We start from the raw sequence: 17,622 nt of genomic DNA on the forward strand, positions 1-17,622 counted from the left end.
CTACAGGTGATCTTTTAGACGACACTCCCTGTCATTGAGGCCAACGTCCCAAAAAGACAAGGCGATTACACTCTGAAACAGCTGTACCAATACCCAATAAATGTGACTCGGCCCTGCGCCTGAGTCACGTGAACATGAAAGACAAAAATAACAGGAGTCAGATTCATGTCCGGTTCTCACCGTTTCGCAGTACGGGCGCTTACGCTTGCCATCGCCACCTCCTCAGCAGGACTTGCAACCACCGCCTCAGCCAGCATGGGCAACCTCGGCACCGCCTACGGCGTGATGCCTGTGGACGTCGCCACGGCACAGGCACTGTCCATGTTTAACGACCAGGTTTCTGTCACCTATTACAACCCGTCCTATTTGACCGCAGATGAACGTGGGGAACTGACAGGCGGCATTCTGCACTCTGAACAGGAGCTGCGCTCCAGTCGTTCGGATGCCGATGGTGACATCGTCTCAGATTCACCCAGTCAAAACCTGCTGCTCGGTTTGAAAACCAACCTTGGCTCCCTCACGCGATTCGATCACCCGATCTACCTGGGTTTCATTGTCGGTGTCGAAAAGTATGGCAAGGAGCTGCTGGCATTTTCATCCGAGACCTCAGAAACCGGAGAATTCCTTAAGTATGGCAAGGAGCCGCTGTTTCTGAACGTGGGTGGTGCAACGCCGCTTTGGCGGGGCATCTCTGTTGGTTTCTCTGCGCGGGTAACACTTGAAGCTGTGGCGCAGCTGGACGCCGTCTCTACGCTGGGCGGCGAAACCACCCGCGAGCGACTTTCCGTCAATGCTGAGCCCTCGCTGAAGTCCATTCTCGGCACTACCATCAAGTGGGGCGAAACTTTCTGCCCCGACAGCAGCTGCTTCCTGGACGGCTGGGAATCCGCTCTCAGCTACCGCACCAAGTCAGCAGCATCCACTTCTGTTAACTCCAATATCATCGTCACCCAGACCATTCCGGATCCCGGTCTGAGCCTGGCAGTGGCCACGATTGACTCTTTCCAGCCGGAAACCTTCTCCTTCGGCACTCAATACCGTGGTGACGGCTGGCGTATTGGTGGCAGCATTGAGCAACAGAACTGGTCGGAACTGGAAGACGAATTCAGCCGCGACACCATTCGCGACCAGCAAAGTGTCAGCGCCGCTGCCCGCATCCGCTTTGATGACGTGCTGATACCCCGGATTGGCGCAGAATACGAGTTCGGCCAGCATTTCGCATTGCGTGGCGGTGTGGCCTATGAGGAATCTCCGCTCAAAACTACCCGCAACCCTGAGCTGAACTACCTGGACACGGACAAAATTGTGGTCGGCCTGGGCCTCAGCGCCACCTATAGCCGCACACGTCTGCTGGCCTATCCGGTTCGCCTGGACCTTGGCTATCAGTACCAGCAACTGCAAGAGCGGGATTTCACCATCGTCGACTTTGACGGCAACGAGCAGCAGGCGACAGCCGACGGCGACATCCACGTCGTCAGTGGTTCGATCACCCTGAAGTTCTGAGGAGAGGCTTGCCATGAACTACAAAAATACACTGGCACTGTTACCCGCAGCCATCCTCGCCGCCTGTGGCGGCGGGGATGGACAGGAAATCAACGAGCCACGCACTCAGGGCTCAGTGGTCTACTCCTATCCGGCGGATGGTCAGCGTGAAGTCAGCCCAAAGGCCGACCTCGTGCTGCGCTTTTCCCACGCCGTGTCCGATGACGACCTGACGGGCAAGATCCGCGTGACCGCGGGCGAAACCGCGGTGCCGTTCACCGTTGAAGGTGTCGACGGCAACCGCAGCCTCAAACTGTCGCCCCAGAGTGAGCTCGAACCCGGCACCGAGTACAACATCGAGTTTGCCGAGGGTCTGCTCGCCGAGGGCAACCGTATTATCGGCACGCCCAACGCGGAGGGGCCTGAGGGCATCCAGTTCTCCACCCGCGGCGGGCTGACCGGTATTGCCGGTCTGGACAACACCGATGAGAGCTTCAAGGTCGCCGAGATGATTCCGGCGCCCGACGCCGTGTTCCGTCCGATGGACATTTCCACATTCCGGCTTCGTCTCACTCACCCGGTTCATCCGGAATGGAAAGAACGGGGCGGCGTGATTGAAATCACCGACAGCAACGGCGAAACGGTGCCAGCGATTGTTCTGGTTAAGGGTCGACTGGTCACGATCGATCCCTGCGTTCCGGGCACACCGGAACTCTGCGGTCGGGACGACGACTTCCTGACTCCCGGCGAAACTTACACCGTCTCTGTGCGCAACCTGCCCGGCATCAACGGTGGCGTCGTGGAAAGCTTCAGTCAGCAAATTACGCCCCGCGACACCGGCCCCCGAGTGGTTCTGTTCCAGGAAGTCATTGATTCCGGCCTGAACGCAGGCGACACCACCCAGGAAGCCAGCAAATCCAAACTGAACGGGCAGGTGGTCAACGGCATTGTCCTCAACTCCGTACTGCAGGGTACGACGGACACCTCGCAACAAACCGGCGGGCTGTTCGCGGAATTGGCGTTTGCGCCGGGCTTCGAGGCGGACGAACCACTTCCGCTGCGCGTGCCGAAAGGCAGCTTGCTGAGCAGTAGCAATCTGGCGGTCCGCGTTAATGGCCTGGTGCCGATCATTGACGAGGCCACCGGCGGCATTCAGCAGACCGGCGACATCAAGGTCATTATGATCTCCGATGCCACCGGTTATCTTTCGCCCAACCCGTACACCGATGACCAGAGCGCGCCGCGCCACGTTCGTCTGTTCATGGACGTCTCCATGAACACCGAGGCGGCCCAGCCAAACGCATCGCTGTCTCAGGACCTCCTCGGCGTTGAGCTGACGGGTATTGCCCTGGTGGAAGACGGTGTTCTGACCATCGATGCCATCGGCATCGTGGAGCCCAATCTGCTGGGACAGGAGCTGACGGACTCCACCATTGCCTTCCGGATTCAGGCGGACACAGACGCCACGTCACAGCTCGACGCTGCCGACCAGCGCGACGATGAACTGGAAGACCTGACCGGCCCGAGACTGGTGAGCTGGGTGCCCGGCCCCTTGGATGCCTTCCCGCCGACACGGCAGGACATGCAGCGCCCGGGTGACCCGGTAGTCCTCAACTTTGACGAGCCCCTCGACCATGACTCGGTGCCAGGAAGCGTCACACTCTCCACCAGCGAGGGTGATGTGGCCGGTCTCAAAACCAAAGTGGACGGTACCGTACTGGTCATCAACCCGACTGGTGGTCTCGAGCACGGCGTGGACTACACTGTGAACATCAACGGTGTATCCGATACCTCGGGTAACGCAGCCAACGTGCCGGCCCTGACGTTCCGATTGCCGGACATCGGCGCGGAAAACGAAGTGACGCAACGCTCGCCCGTTGCATTAACTACCTTCCCCGGTTATCCCTGCTATGTTGACCAGACCGATACGCCTGTCGATCTGAATGCAGGCACCCACGGCCAGTGTGCAGACGCAGCGCCCGAAGGCCCTCTGGGCCAGGTGTTGCCGCTTTCAACCGTGCCGAAAGACCGCCCTATTGTTGTGGTCTTCTCCCAGTCCATGAATCTCGACTCCATACGGCTTGATGAGACGTTTACCGTCGAAAAGGTGGACCCCAGTGGTGCAGTGGAAAGCACGGTCAGTGGCCGCCTGGAGAAGAACAATCAACGCATTCGCTTCTTCCCGGATGAGCCCTGGGAGATTGACGGGTTCTATCGCTACACCATGAGTTCCATGGCCGGCGGTGAGTGCACGAACGGGGCTTCTGACAACTTCATCTGCGGCGAAAACGGCCTGGCGTTCAAGACAGACCTGCTGATCGACCCGGAGAGTGTGGGCGGACCAGACATGCAGATCTATTTCCGCGGGGTGGAATCCACCAGCATGGTGTTCACGCCGCTGCGGAACCTGCCTGTCAGGGACACCAACTCCAACTACGTGGTTGACTGTCCAACACTTGGTGGTACCGACTGCTTGGAGCCCTTTAATCACCCATCAGACGGCGAAGCTGAGTTCTTGCCCTCCGAAAATGCTGCCAAACTGCAGGTGGTTAACCAAGAGGCAACTATATTGGGCCTGCCCGGCTTGATTCGGGCCAGCGTCGGCTGCCCCGCTCGCGAATCTTGCCCCGAAAACAAGTTCATCTACCAAACCTACGGGCTCAACGTTGAAGTGGTCGGCCCTGAACTTGATGCCAATGGCAACGAGATCGGCGTAAGGATCCTGCTTTACCCCACTATGCTGCCGACAACATCCGCCAGTGTGTTCCTGACGGGTTTTGGCGCACAGGTCACAGGTCCCCAGGTCCTGCGTATGACTTATTCCGAGCCGACCGAGGACAATCCACTGGGCCTTGTCGAAGGCGTAATTTTCGAGGGCGAGAATGGCCCCCGATTCCGGACCACAACCGAACTGAGCCTGGATGCGCCAAATCTGGCGTTACCGGACGGTGGCATTTTGCTGGAGCACAATCTGTATAGCCTGAGGTTGCCGCTGAATCTCGAGGGCCCGATCACATTCTTCGATGATGGACGCATGCAGATTGAGCAGAGAAACCTCAACCAAGCGGCGCTGTCTGTTGAGGTCTCGGTCGCTGTGCCGGTTGTCAGCACCATCACCGAGCTCCTTGCAAACCTGCTCAGCGGAGGAGACAGTGATGCGGTGATCAATATTCCACTGATCATCCCTGCAGGAGGCGTCTACCTCAACTTCATCTCCAACCCGATCAAGGAGATCCCGGAGCAGTACTAATCCCGCGGACCTCACCCGCACTTCAGGCCAGCCTTCGGGCTGGCCTTTTTCGTGGGGTTTCTTCCCGTTCGGACTTTTCCCCTCGGCAGCATTTCCTGCTAATCTGGTTGCCTGTTGAAACCAACTCCTGAATTCCGGAACCCCGCACCCGCTGGCCTGTGCTTATAACAGTCAGACAACAAAAATCACCTGGAGAGCGAAACCATGGAAAACGGCACCCACTATCGTACCTGCCACCTCTGCGAAGCCATGTGCGGCGTTGCCATCGAGGTTCAGGACGGGCACATCACCTCGATCAAAGGCGATGAGGAGGATCCGTTAAGCCATGGGCATATCTGCCCCAAAGCCGTGGCCCTGCAGGACTTGCACGAAGATCCGGATCGCCTGAAAAAACCGGTTCGCCGCACCGCCAGCGGCTGGCAGGAAATGGAGTGGGACGAGGCCTTCGATCTGGTGGCCGACCGCCTGCACCGGGTGCGCAAGGAACATGGCCGCAACAGCATTGGCGTGTACCTGGGCAACCCCAATGTGCACAACCACGGCTCGCTGATTGCCACCATGCCGTTTCTGCGGGCCATCGGCAGTCAGAACCGGTTCTCCGCCACCTCCAACGATCAGCTGCCCCACATGTTGGCCAGCCTCGACATGTTCGGGCACCAGATCCTGTTCCCGATCCCGGACATCGACCGCACCGACCTGTTCATCTGCATTGGCGCCAATCCGATGGCCTCCAATGGCAGCCTGATGACGGTGCCGGACGTGCGCGGCCGGCTGAAAGCCTTGAAAAGCCGTGGCGGCAAGATGGTCGTGGTGGATCCGCGGCGCACCGAAACCGGCAAGCTGGCGGACGAGTTCCACTTCATCCGCCCGGGCACCGATGCCCTGTTGCTGATGGCCATGGTGCATACCCTGTTTGATGAAAACCTGGTGAACCTGGGCCATGCGGAACACTGGACCAAGGATGTGGATCTGCTGCGCCTGGCTTCCCTGGCCTTTACGCCGGAAGCGGTCAGCGAACACACCGGCCTGGGTGCCGACGACATTCGGGAACTGGCGCGCCAGCTCGCCAACACCCGCAAAGCCGCTCTGTATACCCGCATGGGGACCAGCACCCAGGCGTTCGGTGGCGTTGCGACCTGGCTGGCCTATTGCCTGAACATTCTCACCGGCAAGCTCGATGCCACCGGCGGCATGATGTTCACCCAGCCGGCCATCGATCTGATCGCCCTGGGCGGCCTGTCGGGCCAGCAGGGGCATTTCGGTAACCGCTTCAGCCGGGTAAAAAAGCTGCCGGAATTTGCCGGTGAGTACCCGGCCAGTACCATGGCCGACGAAATGCTCACTCCGGGCGAGGGCCAGATCAAGGCGTTCGTGACCGTGGCCGGTAACCCGGTGCTGTCCAACCCCAATGGCGGGCGATTGGATCAGGCGCTGGAGGGCATGGACTTCATGGTCTCGGTGGATTACTACCTGAACGAGACCACCCGCCATGCCGATGTAATCCTGCCACCGACCGCGGCGCTTGAGCGTAGCCATTACGACCTGATTTTCAGCATGTTCGCGGTGCGCAACGTTGCCAAATACAGCGATGCCCTGTTCGATGCCGGCAAGGATACCCGCCATGACTGGCAAATCCTGCTGGAGCTGGCGCACCGTCTGGAGAGAAACCGCAAGGGCGGTCGACTGCCGCTGCGCGCGGAGCTGGGCTGGCGGGCATTCAAGCAGATCGGGCCCGACACTCTTCTGGATCTGTTGCTGCGCTCCGGCCCTTACGGCGCGGATATCGGGCCGGCTCGCGGCCTGGTGCAACCGGCCATCGATCTGGTGATGGACATCCTGCCCAAGCGTCATCCGTTGCAGGGGTTGGCCAAACTCAGCCCGCTGAACCGCCATTGGCAGGACCTGCCCAAAGGGCTGTCACTGAGGGCACTGCGCGACAATCCCAGCGGTGTGGATCTCGGCGCCCTGCGCCCCTGCATGCCGGAACGCCTGTTTACCCGGGATGGCAAGGTCAACCTGGCACCACGGCGCTATCTGCAGGATCTGGATCGCCTGCACGCCCTGCTGGCCAGCCCGGTCAGCAAGGACTTGCTGATGATTGGCCGTCGTCACGTGCGCAGCAACAATTCCTGGATGCACAACAGCCAGCGACTGGTGAAAGGCAAGGACCGCTGCACTCTGATGATTCATCCGAAAGATGCCGCCCGCTGTGGCCTGCAGGCCGGGGACTCGGCGGAGGTCACCTCCCAGGCGCCAGAGGTCAAAGGAAACATTGTACTGACGGTGGAGATTACCGAAGACATCATGCCGGGGGTGGTCTCGGTGCCCCATGGGTGGGGTCACCACCGCGAAGGCACTGGCCAGACCGTGGCCGCCGCCCATGCGGGCGCCAGTATCAATGATGTGCTCAGCGACCAACAGACTGATCCGCTGGTGGGTACCTCCGTACTCAATGGACAGAAAGTGAAGGTTAAGGTCTGGCGTGCGGAACGTCAGCGTAAACGCGCCTGACGCAAAAGGAGTTACCCATGCCCCTGTGGCTGCAATGGACACTGATCATCGCGGGTCTGCTGGCAATCGCGACCCTGATTGCCTTCATTGTGCGCCAGAGCCGGCTGCTCAGCCTGAGCCGGCGGCGGGATGACAAGAACCGTGCGTTCCGCGAAAAACGCAGACAATCCATGGTCGAGAGCATTCAGGTAATCGCCATGGCGGTAGAAGAGGATCAGGTGGAGTACTCGGAGGCCTGCCTGCGCCTCAAGGGCCTGCTGGATCACGTGGCGCCGGAGCTGCTGGAGCGGTCACCTTACCGTATCTTCCGGGAAATATCCGACCAGCTGCAGCACATGCCCACCCACCAGGCGCGACAGGCCACCGACACCCGCTTCATTGAAAAGATGGATCAGGAGCGGCTGGCCCTGGAAAAACAGCATGCGGACACCATCCGCCGCGCCGCCACCGCGCTCCGACAGCACGCCTTCTGAGGAAGCGCCTGTTCACGAAGTGTCCAACTGGCTGTTTCCAGACCTGATTGTAATTTTTTGTAACAGAAAAGCCCGGGGATCGCGCCATTTAGTATTGGAAATCAACGCATTCCGATATGAAAAAAATGTGACACGTTGATCAGGGTCATTCTGGCGGAAGGGTTGACTTTTATTTCCGACTTCATGAGCTAGATTTAAAGACAAGGTGGCCCGAACCATTCTCTGCGGACACCTTGCGTTGTTTTCTCCTGAAAAGTTTGGACGACTCTGCAACAAGCGGGTGAGCTTGCCGGCCTAAGGGCCGGCTTTTTTGCGGGTTCGGGTTGCGAAAACGTCGAATCAGGAGGTCATCATGCCGGCCATGGCCATGATACTGGCCTTGTTATTGACCAGCTCGTCGAATTGCTCCTCCACTCTGGTCTTGTCCAGTCCCAGCGATGCGTAGAAGGCCGGCGATACCTCCTCGCCGGCGCCAATGGCCACACCCCGCGTGGCCAGCAACTGGCGCCCCAGCCACAGCAATTTGCCGTAGACGCTGTGAGGGCCATCGTAGCCGGGGTTCTTCTGGTAGCGGATGGCCAGGGTCACTTCGTCCGGCATCCCCCAGTTCTGCATCAGTTCCGCCGCAATCTGCTCACGGGTAATGCCGAGCAGGTAATGTTCGGTCACCGACGAGTCCATGCCGGGATTCACTTCCAGCGATCGGCACACCAGCGTGAAGTGTGGCGGAAAGACCTGGGCGAGCACCAGATAGCCGAAGTTGTGAAGCAGCCCGGCGAGATAGGCCAGGCCAAAGGCTGGGCGCTCAGTGCGGGGCATCATGCTGGCCAGAATACCGGCTGACTGGGCCTGCCAGATGGCTTGCTGCCAGTAATCCACATACCCCTCAGGGTGATCCTGAGGCTGTTTCAGGGCGCGCCCCAGCGCCAGCCCCATGGCCAGATTCATCACCAGATCAAAACCCAGCACGCGGGAAACCGCGTCGTGAACGGATTTGACCTGCCCCGCCGCGGCGTAAAAAGAGGATGACGCCCAGCTGACCACCTGGGCGGCAAGGCTCGGATCACTCTCCACAATGTCCACCAGGTCGCCCATCACGGCGTTGGGATTGACCCGCAGATGAATGATCCGCTGAGCCGTTTCCGGCAGGGGTGGCAGCTCCAGGGTATCTTCCAGCCGTTGCTGTATCCGCAGGCCGGTGAACTTCTTGATGGCTGAATGAAGCTGGTCCCGATCCCGTTCGGGACGATCCAGATTAACGCCAATGGTCTCCGGCACAACGGCAAAGGCAGCCCGCTCGGCATTGGCCGTTAACGCACGGAAATCTGCAGCGGGCATGACCATGGCCAGATTTTGTGCGCCGAGCGACAGCGCCACGGCCTGCAGGCTGTCCACCCGCTCGTCCACCACGCTGGGCCAGCCGGTCAGTGACGGCAACGCCGGCAGCTCGGCCAGCCCGGCACGTTCCTGCGCTCGTACCTGATCACGGCGTTTCATGACCTGAAGATCCCGCCCCAGCTGCTGATTGAGGGCATTGATATCAAGCAGATCATCCTGCCGGCAGACCGCCTGAAGGTTTCCCTGTTCGTCACTGAGCAACACCATTCTCAGCAGCTGGTCGTTACGGGCCTGGCTGACATCCCGCAGAGACACCTCCCCCGCGGTTTCACCCAGTGCCTGCCGGACCACAACAGGTAATTCCATAAGCCTCTCCAAAACACAATAAGGTGCCCACGCAGGGCAAGATGGTCGTTTCTTCAGTATACGGCAGTAAAACACCCGGGGTTTTGATCTAACCCGGGTTAATCCTGCGTTCCTGCGCGCGGCTACCGCTAAACGTCACCATACCGGACCCTCTCACCCAACCAGCGACGCACCAGACCATTGACCCGTTGCGAATCTGCCATCAATGACGGCGCCATGGCACGAACCGGCTCGATCCAGCCCTTGTCCCGCTCGAAGTCCGCCAGACGGAACTGCATCATGCCAGTCTGGCGGGTGCCCAGCACTTCACCCGGACCACGGATCTCGAGGTCTTTCTCGGCGATGAAAAAGCCATCCTGGCTGTCCCGCAGCGCCTGCAGGCGGGCCTTGCCGTTCTGCGATAGCGGCGGGTGATACATCAGCACGCAGAAACTGGCCTGCTCGCCCCGCCCCACCCGGCCCCGCAACTGATGCAACTGGGCCAGCCCCAGCCGCTCGGGGTTCTCGATGATGATCAGCGAAGCGTTGGGCACGTCCACCCCCACCTCTATCACTGTAGTCGCCACCAGCAAATCCAGCTCACCATTCTTGAACTGCGCCATGATTGCGGCTTTTTCTGCCGCCTTCAGGCGACCGTGAACCAGCCCCACGGACAGGTCCGGCAGGCGCTCGGTGAGTTCCTGCGCGGTCACCTCGGCCGCCTGACACTGCAGCGCTTCGGATTCCTCGATCAGGGTGCACACCCAATAGGCCTGACGCCCCTCCCGGCAGGCATTGCGCACCCGCCCGATCACGTCTTCCCGGCGACTGTCCGGAATGGTCACGGTCTCGATCGGCTTACGGCCGGGGGGCAGTTCGTCAATCACCGAGGTATCGAGATCGGCGTAAGCACTCATGGCGAGGGTGCGGGGAATTGGCGTGGCCGTCATGATCAACTGGTGGGGTGCCAGGGTGCCGCCTACGCCTTTTTCCCGCAACGCCAGGCGCTGATGAACCCCGAAACGGTGCTGCTCGTCCACAATCACCAGCGCCAGACGGTTGAACACCACCTCGTCCTGAAACAGCGCGTGGGTGCCGATGGCTACACGGGCCTCACCGCTGCCGACCTGCTCCAGTGCTTCACGACGGGCCTTGCCCTTGACCTTGCCGGACAACCACGCCAGACGGATACCCAGAGGCTCCAGCCAGCTGCAGAAATTCTGGTAATGCTGTTCCGCCAGTATCTCCGTTGGCGCCATCAATGCCACCTGGGCGCCGGCCCCGATCGCCTGTAGTGCGGCAAGCGCGGCCACCACCGTCTTGCCGGATCCCACGTCCCCCTGCACCAGCCGCAACATCGGCAATGGCTGGCTGAGATCCTGGCGAATGTCACGCACCACCTGCTGCTGGGCCCCGGTCAGGCGAAAGGGCAGTTCTTCCAGAAACTGGTCCACCAGATCACCGGTGGGCAGCAGCGGCAGGGCCTGGCGCGCCTGGATCTGTTCGCGCACCTGCAGCAGGCTGAGCTGGTGGGCGAGCAGCTCCTCCATCACCAGGCGTTGCTGCGCCGGATGCCGGCCTTCCATCAGCAGATGCACCGGTGCCGTGGCCGGGGGCGCGTGCACCAGCTCCACCGCTTCGGTTATACCCGGTAGCTGATAATCCGCCAGCAACCCCGGCGGCAACCAGTCATGAATGGGGTAGCGTTTCAGGTAAGTCAGTGCCTGCTGGCACAGGGATCGGACCCGCGGCTGCTGAATGCCCTCGGTCAGGGGATAGACCGGCGTCAGCGTCGCCTGCCCTTCCGCAGGCATCGGCGGCGGGTCGGTCTGGTATTCCGGGTGATAGAACTCGTATCCGGCACGACCCGGGCGAACTTCTCCGAAACAACGCACCCGAGCACCCTCGGTCAGCTGGTTTTTCTGGGCGGCATTAAAATGGAAAAAACGCATCACCAGAAACCCGCTCTGGTCTTTCAGGGTCACCTGCAGGCTGCGACGGCGCCCCATTACCAGATCGGTTTTGACCACCTCCCCTTCCACCACTCCGACATCGCCAATGCGCAGATTGCCCATGGGCACTATCCGGGTACGATCTTCATAACGATGGGGCAAATGAAACAGTAGATCCTGCAGGGATTGAATCCCCAGTTTTGCCAACCGGTCCGCCAGGGCGCTTCCTACGCCCTTCAATGCGGTGACCGGGATGTCGTCCAGTGACGTCATGAGCGACCTCAGGTGTCCGTGGCCGCCGCGGGGGTATCGGTTTTCGCCTTCTCGATGACGCGACACTGGCTGGCCGCCAGCGACAACACATCAATGGCTTTCGGGCGGGGGAAGGTCACCCGCCACGCCAGCGCCACGGTGCGGAAAGGCACCGGAGCCGCAAACGGCCGCACCGCCAGAATGTCCTCGTGGTACTGCATGGCCGTAGCCGCAGACAACGGCAGCACTGTGATGCCGAGGCCAGAGGCCACCATATGCCGAATGGTTTCCAGGGAACTGCCCTCAGTGACCAGTGCCGGTGCTGCTGCACTGGCGTTGCGGGTCACCGCATCGACCAGAGGCGGGCAGGATTCCAGCACCTGATCGCGGAAGCAGTGTCCGGGGCCCAGCAACAGCAGTTGTTCCCTGGCCAGTTCCTCCGCCGTCAGGCTCTCTTTCTCGGTCAACGGATGACCGGCAGGCAGCAATACCACAAACGGCTCGTCATACAGCGGAAGGGTCACCACCTCCGGTTCCTCGAACGGCAGGGCAATGATGATGGCATCCAGGTCCGAGTGGCGCAGTTTCTGGCGCAGGCTGGCGGTATAATTCTCCTCGATGAACAGCGGCATGTCCGGCGCCGCGCGGCGCAGTTCCGGCAACAGATGTGGGAACAGATAGGGGCCGATGGTGTAGATGGCGCCAACCCTCAGGGGCGAATTGAGCTGGTTCTTGCCATCCTGAGCCATGTCCTTGATCACGCCCACCTGATCCAGCACCCGCTGCGCCTGTTCGATAATCCGTTGGCCGGTTTCGGTCACCCGGATACTGCTCTTGCTGCGCTCAAACAGCGGAATGCCCAGCTCGTCCTCCAGCTTTTTTACGGCCACACTCAGGGTCGGCTGACTGACGTGACAGCGCTCTGCGGCGCGGCCAAAATGCCTTTCCCGTGCGAGGGTAACAACGTATCGTAACTCGGTGAGAGTCATGGTGAGCTCCGGTCAGAATTCGTCCAGGGCAGAGGGGCAATCATCGCGCTCTGTCTTGATAAGCCAAAGCATAAGGATTGAAATTGTCTATGGCAATCACTGAAAGCAATAAACTTCCACGAATTCTGGTGGCGGGTTGCGGCAAGCTCGGGGGCGCCATTGCCACGCTGTTGACGGACCGCGCCGAGGTGTTCGGCCTGCGGCGGAACCCTGCCGAGGTGCCGTCGGGCATTCGCCCTCTCAAGGCCGACCTGACCCGCGCCGAGCAGGTCACCCGGGTGCTCCCCGAAGGTCTTGATGTAGTGATCTACTGCCTGACACCCGCCAGTTACGATGAACAGGGCTACCGCAATGCCTACGTTACCGGCCTTCAGAACCTGCTGGACGCGCTGCAGGACCAACCCCTGAAGCGTCTGATCTTCATCAGCAGCACCAGCGTGTACGCCCAGAACGACGATTCCTGGGTTGACGAACACAGCCCGGCAGAGCCGGCGCGATTCAGCGGGCAAACCATTGTCACCGGTGAGCGAACAGCGCTTGGCAGCGGCTTTCCTGCCACCGTGGTTCGTTTCAGCGGCATCTACGGGCCCAGCCGCCAACGTTTTTTGGAGGAAGTCATTGCCGGCGGCATGGACCCGGCCAGTCCGGCCCCGTTCAGCAACCGTATTCACGAGGTCGACGCAGCGGCGGCAATCGCCCACCTGACCCACCAGTCTCTGGCAGGGGAACCTGTGGAAGACTGCTACGTGGCCAGTGATTGCGAGCCGGTGCGGCTGGATGAGGTGGTTGCCTGGGTGCGGCAGCAGGTGCCGTGCGCACCGCCAACGGAAAACGCCCGCAAAGGCGGGCGCGCAGGGAGCAAGCGGTGCAGCAATCAGCGCTTGCTGGAGAGCGGTTTTCGCTTCCGCTATCCGGATTTCCGGGTCGGTTACCGGGAAATGATCGCGATCAGCTCAACACCATAACCGCTTCCATCTCGATGGGGACACCTTTGGGCAGTGCCGCGACGCCGACCGCCGCGCGCGCGGGATAAGGCTCCTGAAAATAGGTCGCCATGATTTCGTTGACGGTGGCGAAGTTGGCCAGGTCAGTCATGTAGATGTTGAGCTTGACGATGTCTTTCAGCTCACCGCCACCCGCCTCACAGACCGCTTTCAGGTTCTCGAACACCTGACGGGTCTTGGCGGCAAAATCACCGGCGACCACTTCCATGGTTTCCGGCACCAGAGGAATCTGGCCAGACAGGTACACAGTATCTCCAGCCTTGACTGCCTGGGAATAGGTACCGATTGCCTGAGGTGCATTCTCAGTCTGGATGATTGATTTGTTGGTCATGACCTTTGGGTTCCTTTCTTCCAAAAGGCCAATCGTCTCCCCTCGGAGCGCGGCCTGTCAACCAGCGAATCGCCTGCCCCCGGATTAATGGCGTACCCGGTTGATGTGAGTCACTGCGCGGATATTGCGGATACGCCGCATGACCCGTGCAAGGTGCCGGCGACCATTGACATGAACCACCAGGCTGACCACTCCGAGCCGGGCGTTCTGTTCCTCGACGTTGATGCGCTCGATGTTGCCGTCGGCCATGGCCACGGCGTTGGCCACTTCGGCAATCACGCCGCGCTGGCGCTCGAGCTCCACCCGCAGTTCCACAGAAAATTCATCGGTAATATCCTTCGCCCACTTGAGGTGGGTCAGGCGCGCGCGGCCATCGTTATCGTCCGGCAGACGGGAGCAGGTATCGGAGTGAATCATCATGCCTTTGCCGGAATCCATCACACCCACCACCGGGTCGCCGGGGATCGGCTTGCAGCAACTGGCGAAACGCACCAGCAAGCCCTCTGTTCCGCGGATGGTGACCGGACTGCCTTCCGACGGCACCTGGGGCGCGGTGTCTGCATCCACTTCCGCACCGCTGACCAGCTGGCGCGCCACCAGATAGGCCATGCGGTTACCGAGGCCGATTTCGCTCACCAGATCGTCCAGGCTGCTGACCTGATTGTGGCGGACCACCGCCTCGACCTGGCTCTCGCCGATTTTCGAAAGGCTGGTACCGAAACCTTTGAGGGACTTCTTCAGCAGCGCCTTGCCCAACTCCAGGGATTCGGCCCGTTTCTGGTTCTTCAGCACATGACGAATGCTGCTGCGGGCCTTGCCGGTGACCACAAAACTCAGCCAGGCCGGATTGGGGCGGGCGCCGGGGGCGGTAATGACTTCCACGGTCTGCCCGCTCTGCAGCGGCTGGCTCAGGGAGCCCAGGTTGCGGTTGACCCGACAGGCCACCGTGGCGTTGCCGATGTCGGTGTGGATGGCGTAGGCGAAGTCCACTGGTGTGGCACCGCTGGGCAATTCCATGATCTTGCCCTTGGGGGTGAACACGTAGATCTCATCCGGGAACAAGTCGACCTTCACGTGCTCGATGAATTCCAGGGAGTCGTCTGCGCGCTCCCGCATTTCCATCAGACCCTTCACCCAGCGATCCACCCGCGACTGGTTCACGCTGGTCACACTGGACGGCTCGTTCTTGTACATCCAGTGGGCGGCAATGCCGTTATTGGCGATGTGCTCCATTTCCTCGGTGCGGATCTGGATCTCGATGTTCACATGCATGCCGAACAGTGTGGTGTGCAGAGACTGGTAGCCATTGGCCTTGGGCATGGCGATGTAGTCTTTGAACCGCCCCGGCAATGGCTTGTAAAGGCTGTGCACGGCGCCGAGGATACGATAACAGTCGTCTTCCGTGTCGGTGATGATGCGGAAGGCGTACACGTCCATGATTTCGTGGAACGACTTCTGCTTGAACTTCATCTTGTTGTAGATGCTGTTCAGGTGCTTCTCGCGCCCCAGAATCCGCCCGGGCATACCTCGCTCTTCCAGCTTTTCCTGCAGCTTGCCGCGGATCTCGTCAATGATTTCCCGGTGACTGCCCCGCAGCTTGTCCACCGCCTTGGAAATGTAGCGGGAACGCATGGGGTACAGGGAGGCAAAACCCAGATCCTCCAGCTCCGTGCAGATGGAGTGCATGCCGAGCCGGTTGGCGATGGGGGCGTAGATATCGAGAGTCTCGTTGGCAATCCGCTGGCGCTTCTCATAGGGCATGGGCCCCAGGGTGCGCATGTTGTGCAGGCGGTCTGCGAGTTTCACCAGAATCACGCGGATGTCCCGGGCCATGGCCAGAGTCATTTTCTGGAAATTCTCGGCCTGGGCCTCAGCACGGGAACGGAACTCGATCTGGGTGAGTTTGCTCACACCGTCGACCAGCTCCGCGACGTCGTCACCGAACTGGTCAGACAGCGCATCCTTGGGGATACCCGTGTCCTCGATCACATCGTGGAGCATGGCGGCCATCAGGCTCTGATGGTCCAGCTTCAGATCGGCAAGAATGTGAGCAACGGCAAGAGGATGGGTGATGTAGCGGTCGCCACTGCGGCGCATCTGGCCTTCGTGGGCTTGTTCGGCGTAATAATAGGCCCGTCGCACCTGATTGATCCGATGCGTATCGAGATAGGAGCTGAGCTCTTTCGCCAGCCCTTCAACCGTCGCCTCTGCCGACACCGCGCCTCCAACGTCCGTTCATGAACCAGGAACAAAAAAACCCGAATGCACGCATCCGGGTCCTTCCGCTGTCCGTCTACCCACGCCTTATCGTTACACTATAAAACCGCGGGGACAGATTTCAATGCTTGTGACAGGGAGGCAGGTATTTCTACCGACCCGACCTGCCCGACAACTTACTCGTCGTCGTCTTCGGTCAGCAGGCTGCGACTGACCTTGCCTTCAGCAATTTCGCGCAAAGCAATGACGGTGGGCTTGTCATTCTCTTCGGCGACCATCGGCTCGAAGCCCTTGGTGGCAATCTGGCGGGCGCGCTTGGTAGCCAGCATAACCAGTTGAAAACGGTTATCGACGTGTTCAAGACAATCTTCAACGGTAACTCGTGCCATAACTTCCCCGACAAAAAAATAAGATGACTGATCTAGCAGACCGATTAGTTTACTGCGACCAGCCCGCTTTGTATACAGCGGAAAACGGTTCAGCCGCGGCTGGATAGCCGGGACAGCAACACCGCGTGACGAGCCTGCTGGGCGGTCATGCGCAAACGCTGGCCACGAACAATCGCCAGCAGGTCCGCCAGGGCCACGTCGAAGTTGTCATTGACCACGAGGTAGTCGAACTCCACCGCATGGCTGCATTCATCGGCGGCCTCCGCCAGCCGGCGCTCCACCACCTCCGGCGCGTCGGTACCGCGACCGGTGAGGCGTTCACGCAGCACCTCCGCGGACGGCGGCACAATAAAGATGCCAACACACTCGGGAATCAACCGGCGCACCTGCTCGGCGCCCTGCCAGTCGATCTCGAGGATCACATCCTGACCTGTCGCCAGTGTTTCCCGCACCCAGACCTGGGACGTGCCGTAATAATTGCCAAACACATCCGCGTGCTCAAGGAAGTCGCCACGGCCGATCATGGCCTCGAACTCGTCCCGGCTGACGAAATGATAGTTGACCCCGTGCTGCTCACCCTCGCGCATCGGGCGGGTGGTGTGAGACACCGACACGCCCAGCCTGCCGTCGTTGCGCAGCATCCCAGCCACCAGGCTGGTCTTGCCGGCCCCGGACGGGGCGGAAATCACGTAGAGGGTACCCTGTTCAACTGCCTGGCTCATGGCGCACAACACTCCGGATCTGTCTGATTTTCGCGACACGTCACCGATCACAAACCGCGGCCGCAATAACAAGGGGCGAAATTATACACGATGCGGAAATCCCTTACTCCAGGTTCTGCACCTGCTCGAAGAATAATAATTTAAAAGTCTTTAAAAACAGATGCTTGCCTTAGTTTTTGCATCGATCTTCACCCAATACTACCCATTTTACTACCCATGGATAGAAACTTTATCTCTGATCGGCCCAATCGGTTACTACCCATGATTATAAACTGGGATAAGTGGGAAACTGCGTATTCCAGACCAAGGTTGCCACTGATTCCAGACGAAGCCTGCCACCCATTCCACGCGAAAGCTGCCACTGATT

General features: G+C 60.2%; 12 protein-coding genes. 5 read left to right on the forward strand and 7 right to left on the reverse strand.

All coding sequences use genetic code 11. From position 1 onward, the window contains the following. Positions 1 to 165 precede the first annotated feature (165 nt). The 4 genes from aupA to MLC70_RS16070 all read left to right on the forward strand — a co-directional run bounded on the left by aupA (position 166) and on the right by MLC70_RS16070 (position 7,716). A complete protein-coding gene (gene aupA / locus MLC70_RS16055) occupies positions 166 to 1,503 on the forward strand; it encodes an alkane uptake protein AupA (RefSeq protein WP_248185368.1) in 1,338 nt (445 codons plus the stop codon). A 13-nt stretch (positions 1,504 to 1,516) separates the two neighbouring features. Beyond that, positions 1,517 to 4,732, forward strand: coding sequence for an Ig-like domain-containing domain (locus MLC70_RS16060; protein WP_248185369.1), 3,216 nt, complete (start codon positions 1,517 to 1,519; stop codon positions 4,730 to 4,732). A 204-nt stretch (positions 4,733 to 4,936) separates the two neighbouring features. Further along, a complete protein-coding gene (locus tag MLC70_RS16065) occupies positions 4,937 to 7,243 on the forward strand; it encodes a molybdopterin-dependent oxidoreductase (protein ID WP_248185370.1) in 2,307 nt (768 codons plus the stop codon). A gap of 17 nt (positions 7,244 to 7,260) precedes the next feature. Beyond that, positions 7,261 to 7,716 (forward strand): DUF2489 domain-containing protein, encoded by a 456-nt coding sequence (locus MLC70_RS16070; RefSeq protein WP_248185371.1) that lies wholly within the window; start codon positions 7,261 to 7,263, stop codon positions 7,714 to 7,716. 339 nt (positions 7,717 to 8,055) lie between these two features. On the opposite strand, the gene MLC70_RS16075 is transcribed toward MLC70_RS16070, so the two are convergent. From MLC70_RS16075 to MLC70_RS16085, 3 genes are all read right to left on the reverse strand, one after another. Next, a complete protein-coding gene (locus tag MLC70_RS16075) occupies positions 8,056 to 9,420 on the reverse strand; it encodes an aminoacyl-tRNA deacylase and HDOD domain-containing protein (RefSeq protein ID WP_248185372.1) in 1,365 nt (454 codons plus the stop codon). A gap of 128 nt (positions 9,421 to 9,548) precedes the next feature. Beyond that, positions 9,549 to 11,624 (reverse strand): ATP-dependent DNA helicase RecG, encoded by a 2,076-nt coding sequence (gene recG, locus MLC70_RS16080; protein WP_248185373.1) that lies wholly within the window; start codon positions 11,622 to 11,624, stop codon positions 9,549 to 9,551. Between the two features lie 8 nt (positions 11,625 to 11,632). After that, positions 11,633 to 12,592, reverse strand: coding sequence for a hydrogen peroxide-inducible genes activator (locus MLC70_RS16085; protein ID WP_248185374.1), 960 nt, complete (start codon positions 12,590 to 12,592; stop codon positions 11,633 to 11,635). Between the two features lie 89 nt (positions 12,593 to 12,681). Between MLC70_RS16085 and MLC70_RS16090 the strand changes: the two genes are divergently transcribed. After that, positions 12,682 to 13,557, forward strand: a complete 876-nt coding sequence (locus tag MLC70_RS16090; RefSeq protein WP_248185375.1) for an NAD-dependent epimerase/dehydratase family protein — start codon at positions 12,682 to 12,684, stop codon at positions 13,555 to 13,557. Here the strand turns inward: MLC70_RS16090 and MLC70_RS16095 are convergent. From MLC70_RS16095 to gmk, 4 genes are all read right to left on the reverse strand, one after another. Continuing rightward, the gene (locus tag MLC70_RS16095) at positions 13,541 to 13,927 is read right to left on the reverse strand and encodes a RidA family protein (protein ID WP_248185376.1); all 387 of its coding nucleotides are present in this window, start codon (positions 13,925 to 13,927) and stop codon (positions 13,541 to 13,543) included. The two genes, MLC70_RS16090 and MLC70_RS16095, sit on opposite strands and share 17 nt — an antisense overlap. Before the next feature lie 84 nt (positions 13,928 to 14,011). Further along, positions 14,012 to 16,144 carry a RelA/SpoT family protein gene (locus MLC70_RS16100; protein ID WP_248185377.1) on the reverse strand — a complete coding sequence of 711 codons (2,133 nt, stop codon included), beginning with the start codon at positions 16,142 to 16,144 and terminating at the stop codon, positions 14,012 to 14,014. Positions 16,145 to 16,320: 176 nt separating this feature from the next. Beyond that, positions 16,321 to 16,533, reverse strand: coding sequence for a DNA-directed RNA polymerase subunit omega (gene rpoZ, locus MLC70_RS16105; protein WP_248185378.1), 213 nt, complete (start codon positions 16,531 to 16,533; stop codon positions 16,321 to 16,323). An 89-nt stretch (positions 16,534 to 16,622) separates the two neighbouring features. Further along, on the reverse strand, positions 16,623 to 17,255 hold the full coding sequence (gene gmk, locus MLC70_RS16110) for a guanylate kinase (protein WP_248185379.1): 633 nt from the start codon (positions 17,253 to 17,255) through the stop codon (positions 16,623 to 16,625). Positions 17,256 to 17,622 lie beyond the last annotated feature (367 nt).

The organism is Marinobacter goseongensis (genome assembly GCF_023156235.1).
Classification (GTDB): Bacteria; Pseudomonadota; Gammaproteobacteria; order Pseudomonadales; family Oleiphilaceae; genus Marinobacter; species Marinobacter goseongensis.

Coding starts and splice junctions, on each gene's coding strand:
- aupA (WP_248185368.1), top strand. CDS start 166: ATGTCCGGTTCTCACCGTTTCGCAGTACGGGCGCTTACGCTTGCCATC.
- MLC70_RS16060 (WP_248185369.1), top strand. CDS start 1,517: ATGAACTACAAAAATACACTGGCACTGTTACCCGCAGCCATCCTCGCC.
- MLC70_RS16065 (WP_248185370.1), top strand. CDS start 4,937: ATGGAAAACGGCACCCACTATCGTACCTGCCACCTCTGCGAAGCCATG.
- MLC70_RS16070 (WP_248185371.1), top strand. CDS start 7,261: ATGCCCCTGTGGCTGCAATGGACACTGATCATCGCGGGTCTGCTGGCA.
- MLC70_RS16075 (WP_248185372.1), bottom strand. CDS start 9,420: ATGGAATTACCTGTTGTGGTCCGGCAGGCACTGGGTGAAACCGCGGGG.
- recG (WP_248185373.1), bottom strand. CDS start 11,624: ATGACGTCACTGGACGACATCCCGGTCACCGCATTGAAGGGCGTAGGA.
- MLC70_RS16085 (WP_248185374.1), bottom strand. CDS start 12,592: ATGACTCTCACCGAGTTACGATACGTTGTTACCCTCGCACGGGAAAGG.
- MLC70_RS16090 (WP_248185375.1), top strand. CDS start 12,682: ATGGCAATCACTGAAAGCAATAAACTTCCACGAATTCTGGTGGCGGGT.
- MLC70_RS16095 (WP_248185376.1), bottom strand. CDS start 13,927: ATGACCAACAAATCAATCATCCAGACTGAGAATGCACCTCAGGCAATC.
- rpoZ (WP_248185378.1), bottom strand. CDS start 16,533: ATGGCACGAGTTACCGTTGAAGATTGTCTTGAACACGTCGATAACCGT.
- gmk (WP_248185379.1), bottom strand. CDS start 17,255: ATGAGCCAGGCAGTTGAACAGGGTACCCTCTACGTGATTTCCGCCCCG.